Genomic DNA, 17433 nt, shown 5'->3' with positions numbered 1-17433 from the left:
GCAACGGGTGTTGCATTTGAACTCATCCAGAGGCTCGCACGGGTGGTGCTGCGTCAGCTTGGTCATGTCGAGCTTCAGAAGGCCATTTTGGCATTGGTTCTGTTGCTCCTATTGCCATTCATGACCAGTCCTGCGCGCGTTAGCCGGCCGGCTAGATTCCAACCACGAGAGCGCCGCCGCTGAGACCCGCACCCGCCGCCGCCAGAAGGATTTTCTCTCCTGGCTGGAATGGCTTCATCTGGTTGGCGAGCGAGAGCGACAGCGGGACCGTCGCGGCCGAAGAGTTGCCGTATTCGGCAATCGTCTTGACAATTGCTTGGTCCGCAATGCCGAGGTTTCTTCCGACCGCGCCGAAAATCCGAGTATTGGCCTGATGCGGCACAAACCGGCCGACATTGTGTGGCCGCACTCCCGCAGTGGCTAGCGCGGTTGTCGAGCAATCGGTCATCATCTCGACGGCCTTTGCGAACACTTCGCGCCCGTCGGTCATCGTCATCCGGGTCTGCCCGAGGTCGAGGTCGCCATGGAACGGCGTGTTGCTTCCTCCTGCGGGAATCTGGATCAGCCCGTAGCGCGAGCCGTCCGAAGCCACCGAGGCACCGAGAATGCCCCGATCAGCATCATCGCACTGACCGATCACCAGGGCGCCGGCGGCATCGGCGAACAAGACTGAGCTCGCGCGCTCGGCTGGATTGATGCGGCGGCTGAGGATGTTGGCGGCGATGACCAGCGCTGGTTTGCCATGCAGGCGGGTGAACCCGTCCGCAAACATGAGCGCATAGATGAAGCCGGCGCAGGCGCCGGTCAGATCGACCGCGCCTGCGCGGCCAAGGCCAAGCTTGTGTGCGACCAGCGGCGCGCTTGGCGGCAGAAGATGGTCGGGCGTCGAGGTGGCAAGCAACAGCAGACCGATGTCGTGGCGCGCAATACCGGCGTTCACCAGCGCCATGTCGCCAGCCCGGGTGGCAAGACCCGACAGCGTGTCTTCGTCCGTTGCCCAGAACCGCGAACGGATTCCGGTACGCCTTTCGATCCAGCCCGGCTCGAGGCCGAGATTGCTCTCGATCTCGGCATTGGCCACCTTGCGCCCAGGCACGTGATGGCCAAGTCCGAGAATGCGCGACGACTTGCTCACGGCCTGGACCCGAAGCGTTCCCCGGCCTCCTCGATGGCGTCATAGAGTCGTTCGAGCTCGTCGCCTGCGATGCAATAGGGTGGCAGAAGGTAGAGGACATTGCCGAGCGGGCGCACAAGCAGGCCGCGCTCGAGGAAGAAAGCGCGCAGCTTCGGACCAATCTCGGCGAGATAACCTGCGGAACCGGTTCGCAGGTCGAGCGCCGCGATCGTTCCCGTGGCTCGACAGTCGGCAAAATATGGATTGTCCCGAAAGCGTTGCAGCCCGACGGCCTGCATCACGCTCAAGGCCGTGATCCGCCCGGCCACTGGCTCGTCGCGCCAGATCTCGACATTGGCGAGTGCTGCCGCACAGGCAATCGGATTGGCGGTGTAGGAGCTCGAATGGAAAAACGTCTTCTTCCGGTCCTCGGAATAGTGCGCCCGGAAGATGGCATCGGTGACAAGCGTTACGGCCAGCGGGATGGTGCCGCCGGTCAAGCCTTTGGAGGTGCACAGGATATCTGGAGAAATCGATGCCTGCTCGCAGGCGAACATGGTTCCGGTGCGTCCCCAGCCGGTCATCACCTCGTCGGCGATCAGCAGCGAGCCGGAGGCCTCAGTGATCTTCTTCAATTCGGCGAGAACCGATGCTGGATACATCAGCATGCCGCCGGCGCCCAGCACCAGCGGCTCGACGATCAAGGCTGCGGCTCGTCGATCGCGGGTCACAGCCTCGAAACGATCCAGCGTCTCCTGCTCGTGCCCCGCGGCCGGAAAGGGGATGATGTCGACCTCGAACAGCAAGGGTTCGTAGGCGGCGTTGAACACGCCACGCGCACCGACGCTCATCGTTCCAATCGTGTCACCATGATAGCTGTGCTCCATGACGACGATGCGCGAGCGCGGCGCGCCGATGTTGCGGAAATAACCGAGCGCCATCTTCAGCGCGACTTCGACTGAGGTCGAGCCACTGTCGGAATAGAACACCCAGTCGAGTCCAGCGGGAGCGAGGCCGACAAGCGCCTTGGCCAAGCGCTCTGCCGGCTCGTGCGTGAAGCCCGCAAAGATAATCTGGTCGAGGCTCGACGCGGTTGTCTCGATTGCCTTCATGATGCGGGGATGGCGGTGGCCATGTGTGACGACCCACCAGGAGGAGATGGCGTCCAGGATGCGGGCGCCGTCGGCCCTGTGGAGATAGGCGCCCTCAGTCAGGACGATTTCTGGGATCGCAGGCTCGAGCGCGTGCTGGGTGAAGGGATGCCACACATGAGACTGCGACATCAGTCACCTCCAGTAATCGAGGCGAAGGCGAAGCCGGCAACCATTGCGTCCCTCAGTGTTTTGCCCGTCAGCACATCGAGGTGCGGCAGCCTGCCGAGCTGCGGCGCACCGCTGAATTCCACGATGGTCCGTTGCGTATCGGCCATCTCATCGCCGATGAAAGCGATGCCCGCCAACGGGATGGAGCGGGCGCGGAGCGCCTCGACCGATAGCAAGGTGTGGTTGATGGTGCCGAGTGTGGTGCGGGCGCACAGAATAACGGGCAGCCGCCATTCAGCGAAGATGTCGATTAACCTTGTGCGCCGGTTGAGCGGCACCATCAGGCCGCCGGAGCCTTCGATGACGAGCGGCGTCGGTAGGACGGGAAAAGCAAGATCGGCAGCCTTGATCGCCACGCCGTCGATCTCGGCCGAACGATGCGGCGACAGCGGGCTCCGCAAGCGGTAGGCTTCCGGCAGCACGCGCTCTGAGGGCAAGCCGGCAAGCCGCGCGACAACCTCGCTGTCGGTCTCGCCGTCGAGACCCGATTGCACCGGTTTCCAGTAAAAGCCGTCCAGCAAACCGGCGAGCCCAGCCGCAAACACGGTCTTGCCAACTCCGGTATCCGTTCCGGTGATGACGATGCGTTGGGTCATATCGCCTCCGGTGATGTTTGGGCCAACACCTCGACCAGCGCCTCGACCATGGCGGAAATGTCGGCTTCGCCGATATTGAGCGTCAGTGAGATGCGCAGCCGCGACGTGCCCTCGGGCACGGTCGGCGGACGAATGCCGCGTATGTCGAAGCCGCGGGCCTGCAGTGCCGCCGCCACCGCCATTGCGCGGCTGACGTCGCCGATGACAACTGGCTGGATCTGCGAGCCGCTGGGCTTTACGCCGCAGCGCTCGACCAACTGGCGGCTCGCGAAAGCGACCCGCTCATGCAGCTGAATACGGCGCATGGGCTCGTCGGCGAGCATTGCGAGCGCTTCGCGCGCCGCGACCGCCATCAGCGGCGATGGCGCAGTAGCGTAGATGAATGGCCGGCATCGGTTGACGAGATAGTCGCACAGCGTTCGCGGCGCTGTGACCAGCGCGCCGGAAGCGCCGAGCGCCTTGCCGCATGTATGGAGCGCTATGATGTTGTCCCGGCCCTCGAAAGCGGCGGCAAGGCCGCGGCCATCCGGTCCCCAGACACCGGTGGCATGCGCCTCGTCGACGACGAGGAACGTCTCGTGCCGATCGGCAAGCGCGACGAGGCTCTCCATCGGCGCGCGGTCGCCATCCATGCTGTAAAGGCTTTCGACCGCGATCCAGACGCGCCCCATGCCGCCTTCGGCGCGCCAGCGGGTGATGACATCCTCGACAGCGTCGACGTCGTTGTGCCCGGCCAGCCTGGCCTCGGCGCGCCCGGCCTGTGCACCCTCACGCATGCTGGCATGGGCAAGTTCGTCGAGGATCAGCAGGTCACCCTTCTGCGGCAGGGCGGTCAGCAGAGCGAAATTGGCTATGTAGCCGCTGCCGAAGAACAGCGCGCGCTCGGTCCCGAAGAATGCCGCCGCGTCTGCCTCCAATTCCTCATGCTCCGGCGCGTTGCCACGCAACAGCCGCGACCCGGTGGCGCCAACCGACGTGCCCCGCGCGATCGCCGCCGCAACCGCTTCGCCAAGTCTTTTGGAGGCGGCAAGCCCGAGATAGTCGTTCGACGAGAAGTCGAGGCCGGCGCGCGGCTTCAGCGTCCGCAGCCGGTCCTTGCGCGCCAGTCCCTGCAAGGTCGCCTCATAGCGGGCAAGCGGTGCCCCGTTCATTGCGCCTCGAGTTCCATCGGCTCGATGCCGAGGCGCCGGAACAGCAGGGTATCCTTGTCCTCGCCGGGATTGTCCGCCGTCAGCAGCGTGTCCCCGACGAAAATCGAATTGGCACCGGCAAAAAAGCACAGCGCCTGCATCTCGTCGGTCATGGCGGTGCGGCCGGCCGAAAGTCGGATATGCGATTTCGGCATCATGATGCGCGCCAGCGCGATCACGCGCACGAATTCGATCGGCTCGATCGGCTTGGCGTCGGCAAGCGGGGTGCCGGCGATCGGAATCAGCATGTTGATCGGAACGCTTTGCGGATGTTCCGGCAGATTGGCCAGCGTCACCAGCATGTCGATCCGGTCCACCGGCTCCTCGCCCATGCCGACAATGCCGCCGCAGCAGACCTTGATGCCGGATTGGCGAACGTGCTCGAGCGTCTCGAGCCGGTCGGCAAAGCTGCGCGTGCTGATGATCTCGCTATAGTAGCGTTCCGACGTATCGATGTTGTGGTTGTAGTAGTCGAGACCAGCCTGCTTCATTCGAGCGGCCTGCTCAAGATCGAGCATGCCGAGCGTCATACAGGTCTCCATGCCCAGCGCCTTGACGCCTTCGACCATCGCCACGACCGCATCCATGTCGCGCGCCTTGGGGTTTCGCCAGGCCGCGCCCATGCAATAGCGGGTTGCGCCGGCGTCACGCGCTTTCTTCGCCTCGACGATGACGCGCCTGACCTCCATCAGCTTCGACGCCTTCAGGCCGGTCTCGTGATGCGCCGACTGGCTACAATAGCCGCAATCCTCCGGGCATCTGCCCGTCTTGATGCTGAGCAGCCGGCTGAGCTGGACCTTGTTGGGATCGAAATTCTGGCGGTGCACGGTTTGCGCGAGGAAGAGGAGATTGTTGAAGGGGGCATCGTGAAGTGCCCGAGCCTTCTCCAGGGTCCACGCTCCAGGGTCAGGGGATTGAGCCTGTGGCGATGTCTGCGTTGGACTCGCTGTTTGCATGTCCATGCTGTTCCTCCGGTTCTGCCTTGCTTTGCTGTCTGATTGATGACGATCGGAAAGGACAGTTGATTCGATCCTGTTCGTTCCTCAGGCGATCATGAGCCCCAATAGTCGAGGCCGATATCCAGGATCGGCGCGCTGTGGGTCAGTCGGCCGACTGAAATCAGATCAACGCCGGTCGCGGCAATCGCTCGCGCTGTATCGGATGCGATCCCGCCAGAAGCCTCGGTGATAGCACGGCCGCCAACGATTGCGACGGCGCGGCGAAGATCGGCGAGGGACATGTTGTCGAGCAGAACCGCATCGGGAGCGAAGCCAAGTACCTCCTCCAACTGGGCCAGCGTATCGACCTCGACCTCGATCTTGACGAGATGACCGGCCCGTCTTCGTGCTCGCTCGAGCGCCGGGCGAACGCCGCCTGCGATGGCGATGTGGTTGTCCTTGATCAGAATTGCGTCGTCGAGGCCGAAGCGGTGATTGGATCCGCCACCTGCGCGCACCGCATACTTTTCGACTGCCCGCAATCCGGGCGTCGTCTTGCGCGTGCAGACGATCTTCGCGCCATATCCACGAACCGCAGCGACGATCGATGCCGTTGCTGTAGCGATGCCGCTCAGATGGCACAAAAAATTGAGTGCCGTCCGTTCGGCTGTGAGAATGGCCCGGGCAGGGCCAACCACTGATGCAATGACCTCTCCATCCATGACATTGGAGCCGTCTGCCCGCTCCACCGAGATTTCGATATCAGGATCAATCAAGCGGAAAGCGAGCATCGCCAGATCGAGGCCGGCGACAACTCCGGACTGGCGCGCCGCCAGCACGGTTCCCGCTTGGCGTTCCTTCGGGACGATGGCCTCCGTGGTCAAGTCGCCGGCTCTGCCAAGGTCTTCAAGAAGAGCTGCCCTTACAAGCGGCTCAAGCATGACCGTGGGAAGCGGTGAGAGCGTCATCACTTTGCCCCTTCGAGGCTTGGCGAGTGTCCGAGTTCCCGCGCAGCGGCCAAGGCGGCTTCGAGGGTGATTTCGGACCGTCGGGCGACAGTCGCATGATGAGGAAAGTCTGTCCGGTAATGAGCGCCGCGGCTTTCTTCGCGCAACAGGGCGGCAACCGCGATCATCAGCCCGGCAGCCGCCGGATCCGAGGCCGCGTCCTTGCTATCGGCGAGCGGCAATAAGGCACGTGCGGCTGCTTTTAAACCTTCACCATCCCGGACGATGCCGAGTGCGCGCGACAGGAAAACACGCACCGGAATCGGAGCGGGCGATGGGTAAACGTCCGCAAACGCAGGCTTTGTTCTGCGAGCAGGCGTTCCGGCGACACTTTCAGCGACCCAGCGCGCGCACACGACGGCCTCGGTCAAGGAATTGCTGGCGAGCCTGTTGGCGCCATGCAGTCCTGTCGAAGCGACTTCGCCGCAGGCCCACAGCCCCTTGACGGACGTCCTACCGGAGCAGTCCACGGCAACGCCACCCATGTGGTAGTGTTGGGCCGGACGAATGGGGATGAGATCGCGCGCGGGATTGATGCCGGCTCCACGACAGGCTGATGCGATTGTCGGGAAGTGTCGAGCAAATTCCGGGCCAGGCCGTTGCCGCGCGTCGAGAAAAACACGGTGGCCGTTGGCAAGATGGTTCCAGACGGCGCGCGCCAAGACATCACGAGGCGCAAGTTCCGCCCCTGGCACGCTCTGGAGAAAAGCCTGGCCGGTTTCGTCGATCAGGGCAGCACCTTCGCCGCGGACGGCCTCGCTGATCAGCACCATAGGGCGTTCCGGGCCGTCAAGCGCGGTCGGGTGGAACTGGATGAACTCGAGGTCGGCAAGGACAGCTCCAGCGCGGGCCGCAAGCGCCAGGCCCTGTCCGCAACTGCCCCAAGGATTGGTGGTGTCGAGAAACAGTCCCCCGATCCCACCGGTGGCGAGGACGACCCGCCGTGAGCCGAAGAAGACAGGTCCTGTCGAACCGCTCGCCCAGACGCCTCGGATCGCATTCTCTCGCACCGCCAGCCGGCGCGCTTCCACGCCCTCCACGACAACAATCGACGGAGTGGAACGCACAGCCGCGATCAGGGCACGCATGATCTCACGCCCGGTGCCGTCACCATGCGCATGAACGATGCGACGTCGGCTGTGTGCGGCCTCCAATCCGAGGCACAGTGAACCTTTCGGCGTACGGTCGAAAGGAACCCCAAAGCCCGCAAGCCCCTCTATCGCCTTGGGCGCGGCTTGGAGGATGCGGCTCGCCACGTCTGTGTCGCAGAGACCATCCCCGGCGGCAAGCGTATCGGCCAGGTGCAGTGCTGGATCGTCGTCTTCGCCGAAACTTGCAGCCAGACCACCCTGTGCCCAGGTGCTCGAATTGTCAGCTCCCAGCAGCGTCCTGGACAGAAGAAGCACCGGCTCCGGCGCCAGTTGAAGCGCGGTCATCAGTCCGGCGATGCCGCCGCCGACGATGATGGGCCGCCCGAAGAAGCTGCGGATATCGGCGCTCAAATTGCCAGCATCCGTTCGACCGCAAGCCGCGCGCGCCCGGCGATCCCGGGTTCGATGGTTACGACATGGTGGTTCTGCTCGAGCGCCATGCGGATGTTGGCAAGCGTGATCCGCTTCATGTGCGGGCACAAATTGCAGGGCCGGATGAACTCGACCTCTGGGTGCGCTAACGCGACGTTGTCGCTCATCGAACATTCCGTCATCAGCACGACACGTGCCGGCCTTTGCCTTTCGACATAGTCGGACATGGCAGCGGTCGAGCCGGAAAAATCTGCTTCAGCCACGACGTCGGGCGGGCATTCGGGATGCGCGAGCACGATCACGCCGGGATGGCTTTCGCGCAACTCGCGGATGTCGGCCGGTGTAAAGCGCTCATGCACCTCGCAATGCCCTTTCCAGGCGATGATCTGCACATCGGTCTGGGCGGCGATATTCTGGGCCAGATATTCGTCCGGCAACATGATCACCTGGGGAACGCCAAGGGATTGGACGACCGCCTTGGCGTTGCCGGATGTACAGCAGATATCCGACTCGGCTTTCACTTCGGCCGACGTGTTGACATAAGTGATGATCGGCACGCCGGGATAACGCTGGCGCATCAAGCGCACGTCTTCTGCCGTGATCGATTCCGCCAACGAACAGCCTGCCCGCAGGTCGGGAATGAGCACCGTCTTTTGCGGATTGAGCAGCTTGGCCGTTTCGGCCATGAAATGTACGCCGGCCAGCACGATGACTTGCGCCTCAATCGTCGCAGCCTTGCGGGCCAGTGCCAAACTGTCGCCGACGATGTCGGCCACGCAATGGAAGATCTCGGGCGTCTGATAGTTGTGCGCCAGGATGATGGCGTTGCGCTCGCGCTTCAATGCAAGGATCGCCTCGATATCCTCGACGAAAGCCGGCCATTCGATCGGCGGGATCACTCGTCGGACGCGCTCGTAGAGAAACGCGGCCGTCGGCAGCATGGCGCTCATCGACCCCTCCAGCTTATACTCTAGTTGAAAATAACCAGCATATACTTGCTGTGAGTATAAGGGATGTCAACCCCGCGCCAGCGGCAATTTTGTCCCGGCGATGACCCTCTCGTCGAGAGCGGCGTGGCGGAACCGGTAAAGCTTCGCTGGCCGGCCGCCGGTCTCCGTGGTGGCCTCTCCGGTCTCTTCGACCAGCTCCTGCTGCTCGATCAGGCGGCGAAAGTTCGGCTTGTGGATGAGCCTGCCGGCGAGCGCCTCCACGGTTCGCTGCAGCTGCAAAAGCGTGAAGACCGGCGGCATCAGCTCAAAGACGACCGGCCGGTATTTGATCTTGGAGCGCAGCCGCGCAATGCCGGTCGCCACGATGCGGCGATGATCGGCGACCATAGACTTGCTGGGCACCAGCGGAGGCGGCGTAGCGTCCCGTCCGCTTCCGGCCTCTTGGACCAGGCCTGCTTCGTAGACCAACTCATAGCGTTGAAGCGTGAGTTCCTCGTTCCAAAAGCGGTCGTCGAAGCCGAAGGCTATCGTCGCCCGCTGCCAGCGTTCACGTCGCGCGGCCGCGTCGCTGACGCCGTCTGCCCATTCAATCAGGCGCGGTCGCAGAACGTCCAGCACGACCGGAGGCGTGCCCGAGCGGTGGTCCTCCCATGGAAAATATTCATACCAACTCTGCCAGCCGCACTTGGGCGAGCCAGCTGCCTGTTCCTTGCGGGTCAATGCGAGATAGCTGATGGAGATGACGCGCTGCTGGCGCTCGGCGCCGATGCGATCCCGATCGGCGAAGGTGTAGAGTTGCTCAATATACCCCAGCGGATGGCCGGTCTGCTGCTCGACCCACCCCCTCAAACCGGATTGCAGCGATCGGTGCTCAAGCGCAAATGGTCCGGAGGGCAGGGTGTCCGCCTGGCCGATGGTGAGGACACAGGGTTCACCGTCGTTTACGGCGACGACAAAGGCGATCAGGTCCACTTTGACTTCGTCGGCCTTGACGGCGGCTCTGTCTTTCCTGGGTCCTTTTGCCTGATCGTCCATGTTCGCGAAAGTGGTTGGCCAGCTCGGGGGCGCCTGAATCGATTTAACTGTAAGCGCGCCTGTCCGCACGTCAACACCGCAAAGCTGCACGGCCATTTTTAGCTCTTCGCACTTGCACAAAAATGTGGCAAACGCGACACCCGCGGTTGGTAACGTTGGGGAAGGAGGTTCCATTGAGTGCGTTTGGTGACACCAAGGCGATCACACCGCCGGATATTCATTCGCGTAAAGGTGGGACGCCGCTCGTCTGCCTTACCGCCTACACGACGCCAGTCGCCCGGCTCGTCGATCCCCATTGCGATGTGGTGCTGGTCGGCGACAGCGTCGGCATGGTTCTCCACGGCCTGCCCTCCACGCTCGGTGTGACGCTGGAGATGATGATCACGCACGGCCAGGCCGTGCGCCGTGGCCTCGAGCAGGCGCTGATGGTCGTCGACTTGCCGTTCGGTTCCTTCGAGGAAAGCCCCGAGCAGGCTTTCCGCAATGCCGCGCGCGTCATGGCCGAGACCGGCTGCGGGGCCGTCAAGCTCGAAGGCGGCGAAACGATGGCAGAGACGATCGGCTTCCTCGCCGCGCGCGGCGTGCCGGTCATGGCCCATGTCGGCTTGACGCCGCAGGCGATCAACACCATCGGTGGCTACCGCGTGCAGGGCAGAGGCGGGGATGCCGAGCGCATCAGGCGCGACGCGCTTGCGGTGAGCGAAGCGGGCGCCTTTGCGGTCGTGCTGGAGAAGGTTCCCGAGGCGCTCGCCCGCCGGATTACCGGGGAGGTGGCGACCCCGACCATTGGCATCGGTGCCTCGGCAGCCTGTGACGGCCAGATTCTCGTCGTCGACGACATGCTGGGCCTCTTCGGCGACTTCCGGCCCAAATTCGTCAAGCGCTACGCTGAACTGGGGGAGGCCGCTGCGGCTGCGATCGCGGCCTATGCGCGGGAAGTGAAGGAGCGCCAGTTTCCGGCCGCCGAGCACGTGTTTGCCGATGCGCCCAAGCCCGCCGACGCGGACGCCACCAAGAGCGGAGAAGCAGCGTGAGCGTGCCGATTGTCAGGAGCGTTGCCCAGCTTCGCCAAATCGTCGCCGCATGGCGCCGCGAGGGCGTGAGGATTGCCGTCGTGCCAACGATGGGCGTCCTGCATGAGGGCCATCTCAGCCTGGTGCGCGCGGCACTCGTGAAGGCCGACCGGGTGATCGTGACGCTCTTCGTCAACCCGAAGCAATTCAACAGCCAGGCCGATCTCGCCGCGTATCCGAGCACTGAGGACGAGGATGCCGCCAAGCTGGCACCGCTTGGCGCGCACCTGCTTTATGCGCCGGATGCAGAGGAGATGTATCCGGCGGCCTTCGCCACGACCGTTTCGGTCTCCGGTGTCAGCGAGGGTCTGTGCGGTGCCTTCCGGCCGGGACATTTCGATGGCGTGGCGACCGTCGTCTCCAAGCTCTTCCTGCAGACCAGCGCTGACTTCGGCTTCTTTGGCGAAAAGGACTTTCAGCAGCTTCAGCTAGTCAGGCGTATGGCCCGGGACCTGGATATTCCAATCACCATTGTTCCTTGTCCGACAATCCGCGAAGCCGACGGTCTTGCACTATCATCGCGCAATGTCCGGCTCTCGCCAGCAGAGCGTGCTGTTGCCCCCGAGCTACCATCGGTCTTGCTCGAGACGGCTGAGCGGCTTGCCCGCGGCTCGCCCGTCCTGCCAACGCTTGCCGAAGCGCGCGCAGCAATTCTGGCTGCAGGCTATCGCGAGGTCGAATACCTGGAACTTCGCGACGAGGCAGATCTGCGACCGATGACAAGCCTTGACCAACCGGCACGCTTGCTTGTCGCGGCCTGGCTCGGCGGCACACGGCTCATAGACAACGTCAGAATATCACGGGTTTCACCAGATTAACGGGGTCCTCGGCACGCCCTGTATCGGTCCGGGATTGTTTAAAACAAGGTCTCTGCCTGGCATCGAGCGATCACGGAGGTTACGCAAAGCTCAAATGCATCGCGTGTTTGAGAACTTCGTCGAGCAACTGTCTGCAAGTGTTGATGCTGCCGATCTCCGTGAGGCAATGGCATCCGCTGCAGCCGGCTTCGATTTTCCGCTATTCGCCTATTTCACTTACCCGTCGGCCTCCGGCGACGCCCCGCAATTGATCTCAAACTATCCATCATCCTGGACATCACGTTATCTGCAACAGCGGTACCACAGTCTTGATCCGGTCATCCTGCGCGGGCTGCAAGGCTGGGATACCTTCGATTGGGGTGTGGATCGCGCTCGGCACTGTCTGCCGAATTCGCAGCAACAAATTTTGGAGAGTGCGGCTGAGTTTGGCAGCCGCGGCGGCCTGACGATGTCCATGCATGATCATCGCGGCCGGTTTGCTGCCCTGACCTTTGCTTCCGACGAGTCCCGTCCGCCTCTGTTGCGGTCACTGGCACGTTACGAAAAAGCATTGCAGCTGGTGGCCATCAACTTTCATATCCATGTCCGACGCAGGCTCGCCGACGATCGCGTGGTGGATGGTGTAACGCTCACCCCGCGGGAGTTCGAGTGCCTGAAATGGGCGGCGCGCGGCAAGTCGGCTTGGGTTATCAGCCAGCTTCTCGGCGTCTCAAAGCGCACCGTGACCTTTCATCTGGAAAACGCCAAGGCAAAGCTTGGCGTTCGAACGATCAACCAGGCCGTTGCACGACTGGTTGCCTCCGGCCAGGCGAGATCCTGATTCTTCTGCCACGATAGCTGTAAACCTCTACAGGCTGCATCGTTGCCAGCTTTGCCCTTCGATGGCGGGAACACATCCCGCACGGAGGCGACCATGATGCAGCTGATAACACCAGACCTTTACAACGAGTTCGCAAGCGAGCTCAAAGAGATGCACGAGCTCAGGTTTCGGGTGTTCAAGGAAAGGCTCGATTGGGAAGTTGATACCGAAGACCAGATGGAAACAGACCCGTTTGATGGTCTGAAGCCTGTCTATCTGCTCCTCAAGGGATCCGACTGGCGAATTCGCGGTTGCGTGCGTCTTTTGCCCAGCACCGGACCCACAATGTTGCGCGACACGTTCCCGGTGCTGCTGGGTGCTGACGTCATGCCCTCGACTGCCGACATATGGGAGAGCAGTCGTTTCGCGCTCGATCTCCCTCCGTCGGCGCCCAAGGCAGCGGGCGGGCTGGCCCAGGCAACCTACGAGCTCTTCGCGGGCATGATCGAGTTCGGCTTGGCCAAGGATCTGACCCGGATAGTAACGGTGACGGATACGCGCATGGAACGGATCCTTCGCCTCGCGACGTGGCCATTGTCGCGCATCGGACAACCCAAGTCCGTCGGCAAAACGGAGGCGGTGGCCGGGTTTCTCGAGATTTCCCGCGCGAGCCTTTTGCGCATCCGCAGCAGGGGACGTCTGAGCCGACCGGTACTGTGGCAACCGGTTCTAGGCCCGTCGGCATTGTGGACACCTGAGCCGTGAAGGATGCTGGTCTGCCCAAGGAAGCGACGGTCGGTCTTGAATGCTGGCCGGACTGGCGTCGTCACGAAGCTTACCACTACGCCAGACGATTGCCGCGCACTGCCTGGGCCTGGGAGTTTCTTCGGCGCAATCCACAATTCCAGCGCGACCACGCCAAAATGGCACCGTCCGCCTGCATTGTCGGAGCCCAGGCCGACATGAAGATAATCGAGTTGACGACAGGATCATCTTTCCTAAGACAATGGAGCCTCCTTTTTCGCGGACGCGCCACAGTCGGACGCTACGTCGGCAAGGGTCTTTTGGGATCCGCGCGACTGCGCCCGTATCCTACGAGCGGCCGCGGAGCCGGTTGGGCTCGACCACGATTTTGAACCGCTTGATCTTTCTTCGCTCTCATGCTGCAAGGACATCCTGCTGAGACCTGCCGGCGTGCAGCACGTGCTGCTGAGGGAGGACTGCCGGAGTCTGCAGATCGCCCTTTCCGGTGCATCCGTTCTCCGCCCGTTGCGGCTATATGTCGACGCGATCGTGCAGCCGCAGCACCTGAAGTTCCATGTCGCTGCCCTTCAGTTCCTGAACGACATCAATGGTTGCGGCCGCCTGGCAGCTGCTTGCTTTCCGCCGGAGCCCCGCGGAGCGCGTCTGCGTCTCGTGCTCCAGGCTTTGGATGGCTCGCTTGCGGGAGCATCTCATCAGGAGATCGCCATTGCCCTGTTCGGGAGACGCCGTGTCGAAGAAGATTGGTCTCATCCAGGTAGCCATCTTCGCGATCAGGTGCGTCGCGCCATCCAACGTGGCCGCTACCTGATGGGCGGCGGCTATAGACAATTCCTGATGTAATTCGGGTGACAGCTTAGTGATTGTCTTATTCGAAAACGCGCAGGCATCAATCTCCATTTCTCACTGCTATTGTGCCTTATACAAAACGTGACACGCGCCTAGCTAGCTGAACCCTTCTAACCCTATCGGAGAGGGCGCCGCGCGGACTGGCTCGGCCACATAACCACCGACGGGAGTTCCCCACCGTGGCTCCGCCCCCGGCGCTGTGCCGCACGTTGGTTCGAGACCGCTATGATGGTGAAACCTCTCGCCCGATGGTCCACAAGAAGGGGCCATCTCATGCACGATCTCGGCCATGACCACCGGTGGCTTCTTGCCGGCAGCACTCAGGCGACTATAACGGGCGCAGAGCCGACCCTGCGGCTTCCAGACATTCGTGTACAGCTTCAGACCCTCAAGCCGAGCCCGCAGGGCCTCGCTTACCTTTTACGGGGCGGCGGTACGTCCAAGCCGCTTCAACAGTTAAGAATTTCGCAAAGACGATACCCCCGGATCGTCGAGCTTCCGCTGCCACCTCCCGCATTCGCCGAGGCGGTCAATGACCCGCCCTTCACAATAGTTATCCGGCAAGCATCTGGATGCGAGAGATAATGTTGCCGGAGGCATCTCTCGTGGCTTCTACACCTGCCTGAACGCCAGAACCGCGTTCGTGCCGCCAAAGGCGAAGGAGTTGCTCAGTGCCACGCGCACCTTGCGCTCGCGTGCCACATTGGGCGTGACGTCGAGATCGCAATCGGGGTCCAGCTCACGATAATTGGCAGTCGGCGGCACGACGCTCTCGCGGATAGCCATCACGCAGGCGATCAACTCGAGCGCGCCGGACGCGCCGAGGCAATGCGCGTGCATGGACTTGGTAGAAGAAATGGACATTGAGAAGGCGTGCTGACCGAAGACGCGCTTGATCGCCGCCGTCTCGATCTGGTCGTTGGCCTTGGTGCCGGTGCCGTGCGCGTTGAGATAGTCGACATCCTCGGCGTCCAGCGTGGCATCGGCAAGGCAGGCCCGCATTGCTGCCTCCGGCCCCTCGACAGTCGGCGCGACGATGTCGGACGCATCGGCGGAAAGGCCGGCACCGGCAATTTCGGCAAGGATGGTGGCGCCCCGAGCCAGGGCATGCTCGTAGCTTTCCAGCACCGCCATGCCGGCGCCTTCACCAAGCGACAGGCCCTGGCGATCGGCCGAGAATGGCCGGCAAGTATCGGGCGAAAGCACGCGGATCGCTTCCCATGCCTTCAGCACACCCCATATGAGCGGCGCTTCGCTGCCGCCGGCAAGCATCACGTCGGCCCGGCCGAGCCTGATCTGGTCCACCGCGCAGGCAATCGCATGGTTTGCCGAGGAACAGGCGGACGTGACGCCGAAGACCGGCCCGCGCAGGCCGAGACTCATGCTGACCTGGCCGGCAGCGGCACCCGGCATCGCCTTGGGTACAGTCAAGAGAGCGGCACGCTTACCGCCCAGAAGGATGGCGCGGTAGGTTTGCTCGATCGCATCCCACCCGCAGCCGCCAACGCCCACCGTCGCACCGAAGCGATAGCTATTTCCCTCTTTGGAGGAAAGTCCGGCCTGACGCATGGCTTCGCGCGCCGCAAGCACAGCGAGCAGGCTGAAGCGGTCCATGGAGATGAGTTGCTTGCCGTCGATGTCATGCTCCGGCAGCGCCTTGATCTCGGCACCGATCCTGACCCTCAATTCATGGAGCTCGGAGTTGACGATTGGGCCGATGGCGGAGCGGCCTTCTCGCATCTCTCTCCAAATGGCGGCGGCGTTGGTCCCAAGCCCGCAAATCCCGCCAATCCCAGTAATCACGACGCGCCTGTCCATTCACACCCCCTTAGCGAGCAAGCTGCGCACGGCTTCCACCATGTCCTCAACATTCTGGAGATCCGACCATGCCTCGGCCGTATTCATCTCGATCTCGATGCCGTAGGCCTGCTCCAGGTCCCAGAGAACGTCCGCCAATCCCAGTGAATCGATACCGAGCGAAGTCAGTCCCGTGGCAGCCGTTATCTCGCCGCCCGTGGCAGGCGCTACGCCGCCCTCCGACGCGGCGCGCTTCTTGATCATGGCGATTATTTCGTTGGCGAGTTGATCTGCCATCTTGTTCCTTTCCAGGTTGCGTTTTCGGCGTCGTTCAAAACCCGAGTCGCGTCGCGTTGCCAAAATTGCCCCTCATAGAGCCTGTGCGACCGACCAAGCCCAATGCCCATAGGAACCGGACGAGTTCCGGCTTCTGCGGCGTCAGCCCCATGAGGAAGAAAAGTCGCCGGCCTCCCGCTTTTGCGCCAGCACATCAAGAATCTGCGTGTAAATGGATAGGAACCGTCGTCAAACGTCAGCTAAACGCTGCGACGGTGGGTGCTGTGAGCGTATTCACTCGGCACCTCATATGTAATCGAGATGTTTCATAGCTCCGGACCATTGCGATCAACTATTGTACCGGTCCACCATTCGTCGGAGAGTTCGACATGATCGGAGCGCTGCCTCTCATTCCCAGTACAATCTCCACCGCACGCGACAGATTTCCTCTTTCGGGCTCTTCTCAAGGGACTCGCCACGCGATAGAGGCAGTGATCGGCGCACGTTAGGTCCTGCCAAGTCCATGCGACATTCCGGAAAATTGGTAAAATCGTTTGTTTCAATCAAATGCATCCGCGCTATGGATAGCTAAGACATGCGTTTCAAGGGCTCGATCTGAATCTTCTCGTCGTTCTCGACGCGCTGCTGAGCGAGCGCGGCCTCACGGCGGCGGCACGCCGCATCAACCTAACCAAATTCATGGGGGTTGGTGGATGTGGCGCAAGCCGTTGAAATGACGTAGGATTTGGTTGCTTAAGCCGATCCGAACCATTTCCCGGAGACCACACCTACCATGAACGATCTTGCGCTGCCGCTGAGCGGTTTGTCATCAGTCGGCGGCAAGTCCGTCGTCGCCCGTTTCGACGGCGGCATGCTGTCGTCCAACAGCGGCGTTCTGGCCTTGGCCGAGGTGGAAAAGCGGTTGCGGGTGGCCGAGCGTCTGGCGCGTTGCATCGACGATCCGCGCTGCCCGGACCAGGTCGTCTACAGCCTGGCGGACATGATCGGCTTTCGCATGAAGATGATCGCCGCCGGCTACGAGGACGGCAACGACGCCAACCGGCTGCGCCGCGATCCGGTCTTCAAGATGGCCCAGGATGCGCTGCCGCCGGGTCGGGATCTGGCGTCGCAATCGACGCTGTGCCGGCTGGAGAACCTACCCGGCGTGCGGGAGCTGGTCGCGATGGGACGGGCGATGGTCGATCTCTATTGCGCCTCGTTCCGGCAGGTGCCGAAGCGGATCGTACTCGACATTGACGATACCTTCGACGCTGTGCACGGAGGCCAACAGCTTCGCCGGTTCAATGCCCACCATGACGAGTACGGCTTCCAGCCGATCGTCGTGTTCGATGGTGCGGGACGGTTCGTCAGCGCGATCCTGCGA

18 protein-coding genes and 1 pseudogene are annotated in these 17433 nt (G+C 62.6%); 8 read left to right on the top strand and 11 right to left on the bottom strand.

All coding sequences use genetic code 11. The annotated features are described in order from the left end of the window. Positions 1 to 151 precede the first annotated feature (151 nt). The 9 genes from bioZ to NKH43_RS30985 form a co-directional block, all read right to left on the bottom strand. Positions 152 to 1135 carry a 3-oxopimeloyl-[acyl-carrier-protein] synthase BioZ gene (gene bioZ / locus NKH43_RS31025; RefSeq protein WP_352861397.1) on the bottom strand — a complete coding sequence of 328 codons (984 nt, stop codon included), beginning with the start codon at positions 1133 to 1135 and terminating at the stop codon, positions 152 to 154. Further along, positions 1132 to 2397 (bottom strand): adenosylmethionine--8-amino-7-oxononanoate transaminase, encoded by a 1266-nt coding sequence (locus NKH43_RS31020; protein ID WP_023673641.1) that lies wholly within the window; start codon positions 2395 to 2397, stop codon positions 1132 to 1134. The genes bioZ and NKH43_RS31020 overlap by 4 nt, the downstream gene beginning before the upstream one ends. Continuing rightward, positions 2397 to 3032, bottom strand: a complete 636-nt coding sequence (bioD, locus tag NKH43_RS31015) for a dethiobiotin synthase (RefSeq protein ID WP_023673640.1) — start codon at positions 3030 to 3032, stop codon at positions 2397 to 2399. Before bioD ends, NKH43_RS31020 begins: the two co-directional genes overlap by 1 nt. Beyond that, positions 3029 to 4183: an 8-amino-7-oxononanoate synthase gene (locus tag NKH43_RS31010; protein ID WP_352649456.1), complete on the bottom strand. Its 1155-nt coding sequence runs from the start codon at positions 4181 to 4183 to the stop codon at positions 3029 to 3031. The genes bioD and NKH43_RS31010 overlap by 4 nt, the downstream gene beginning before the upstream one ends. Continuing rightward, positions 4180 to 5178 carry a biotin synthase BioB gene (gene bioB / locus NKH43_RS31005; RefSeq protein ID WP_352480294.1) on the bottom strand — a complete coding sequence of 333 codons (999 nt, stop codon included), beginning with the start codon at positions 5176 to 5178 and terminating at the stop codon, positions 4180 to 4182. The genes NKH43_RS31010 and bioB overlap by 4 nt, the downstream gene beginning before the upstream one ends. Positions 5179 to 5273: 95 nt before the next feature. Further along, positions 5274 to 6128, bottom strand: a complete 855-nt coding sequence (gene nadC / locus NKH43_RS31000; RefSeq protein WP_352469119.1) for a carboxylating nicotinate-nucleotide diphosphorylase — start codon at positions 6126 to 6128, stop codon at positions 5274 to 5276. Next, complete coding sequence (locus tag NKH43_RS30995; protein WP_352595626.1) at positions 6128 to 7669, bottom strand: L-aspartate oxidase; 1542 nt, start codon at positions 7667 to 7669, stop codon at positions 6128 to 6130. Before NKH43_RS30995 ends, nadC begins: the two co-directional genes overlap by 1 nt. Continuing rightward, positions 7666 to 8640 carry a quinolinate synthase NadA gene (nadA, locus tag NKH43_RS30990; protein WP_352572092.1) on the bottom strand — a complete coding sequence of 325 codons (975 nt, stop codon included), beginning with the start codon at positions 8638 to 8640 and terminating at the stop codon, positions 7666 to 7668. Before nadA ends, NKH43_RS30995 begins: the two co-directional genes overlap by 4 nt. Positions 8641 to 8706: 66 nt before the next feature. After that, the gene (locus NKH43_RS30985; protein ID WP_352480292.1) at positions 8707 to 9675 is read right to left on the bottom strand and encodes an NUDIX hydrolase; all 969 of its coding nucleotides are present in this window, start codon (positions 9673 to 9675) and stop codon (positions 8707 to 8709) included. 173 nt (positions 9676 to 9848) lie between these two features. On the opposite strand from NKH43_RS30985, the gene panB reads away from it, so the two are divergent. The 7 genes and pseudogenes from panB to NKH43_RS30950 all read left to right on the top strand — a co-directional run. Beyond that, the gene (panB, locus tag NKH43_RS30980) at positions 9849 to 10709 is read left to right on the top strand and encodes a 3-methyl-2-oxobutanoate hydroxymethyltransferase (RefSeq protein ID WP_352861411.1); all 861 of its coding nucleotides are present in this window, start codon (positions 9849 to 9851) and stop codon (positions 10707 to 10709) included. Further along, entirely contained in the window at positions 10706 to 11566 is an 861-nt protein-coding gene (panC, locus tag NKH43_RS30975) for a pantoate--beta-alanine ligase (RefSeq protein ID WP_352480280.1), read from the top strand. Before panB ends, panC begins: the two co-directional genes overlap by 4 nt. A gap of 94 nt (positions 11567 to 11660) precedes the next feature. Beyond that, positions 11661 to 12386: a LuxR family transcriptional regulator gene (locus NKH43_RS30970; protein ID WP_352861394.1), complete on the top strand. Its 726-nt coding sequence runs from the start codon at positions 11661 to 11663 to the stop codon at positions 12384 to 12386. A gap of 93 nt (positions 12387 to 12479) precedes the next feature. Then, positions 12480 to 13130: an acyl-homoserine-lactone synthase gene (locus NKH43_RS30965; RefSeq protein ID WP_352861393.1), complete on the top strand. Its 651-nt coding sequence runs from the start codon at positions 12480 to 12482 to the stop codon at positions 13128 to 13130. Next, positions 13127 to 13501, top strand: a complete 375-nt coding sequence (locus NKH43_RS30960; protein WP_352572089.1) for a transcriptional regulator domain-containing protein — start codon at positions 13127 to 13129, stop codon at positions 13499 to 13501. The genes NKH43_RS30965 and NKH43_RS30960 overlap by 4 nt, the downstream gene beginning before the upstream one ends. A gap of 58 nt (positions 13502 to 13559) precedes the next feature. Beyond that, the gene (locus NKH43_RS30955) at positions 13560 to 13970 is read left to right on the top strand and encodes a DUF2285 domain-containing protein (RefSeq protein WP_084641649.1); all 411 of its coding nucleotides are present in this window, start codon (positions 13560 to 13562) and stop codon (positions 13968 to 13970) included. 467 nt (positions 13971 to 14437) lie between these two features. Beyond that, positions 14438 to 14602: pseudogene (locus NKH43_RS30950) on the top strand (LysR family transcriptional regulator); the annotation flags it as partial. On the opposite strand, the gene NKH43_RS30945 reads toward NKH43_RS30950, so the two are convergent. After that, a complete protein-coding gene (locus tag NKH43_RS30945; protein ID WP_352861391.1) occupies positions 14589 to 15794 on the bottom strand; it encodes a beta-ketoacyl-[acyl-carrier-protein] synthase family protein in 1206 nt (401 codons plus the stop codon). The pseudogene NKH43_RS30950 and the gene NKH43_RS30945 sit on opposite strands and share 14 nt — an antisense overlap. Continuing rightward, a complete protein-coding gene (locus NKH43_RS30940) occupies positions 15795 to 16070 on the bottom strand; it encodes an acyl carrier protein (protein ID WP_352861389.1) in 276 nt (91 codons plus the stop codon). It abuts the gene before it with no gap. 772 nt (positions 16071 to 16842) lie between these two features. Here NKH43_RS30940 and NKH43_RS30935 point away from each other — a divergent pair. Then, positions 16843 to 17433: transposase (locus NKH43_RS30935; protein WP_352861387.1), on the top strand; the 591-nt coding region annotated here is incomplete at its 3' end.

Origin of the sequence: Mesorhizobium sp. M1163 (assembly GCF_040318415.1) — a bacterium.
Taxonomy (GTDB): domain Bacteria; phylum Pseudomonadota; class Alphaproteobacteria; order Rhizobiales; family Rhizobiaceae; genus Mesorhizobium.
Note: the sequence above shows the minus strand (reverse complement) of the source record. Positions and strands in the feature narration are given on the sequence as shown.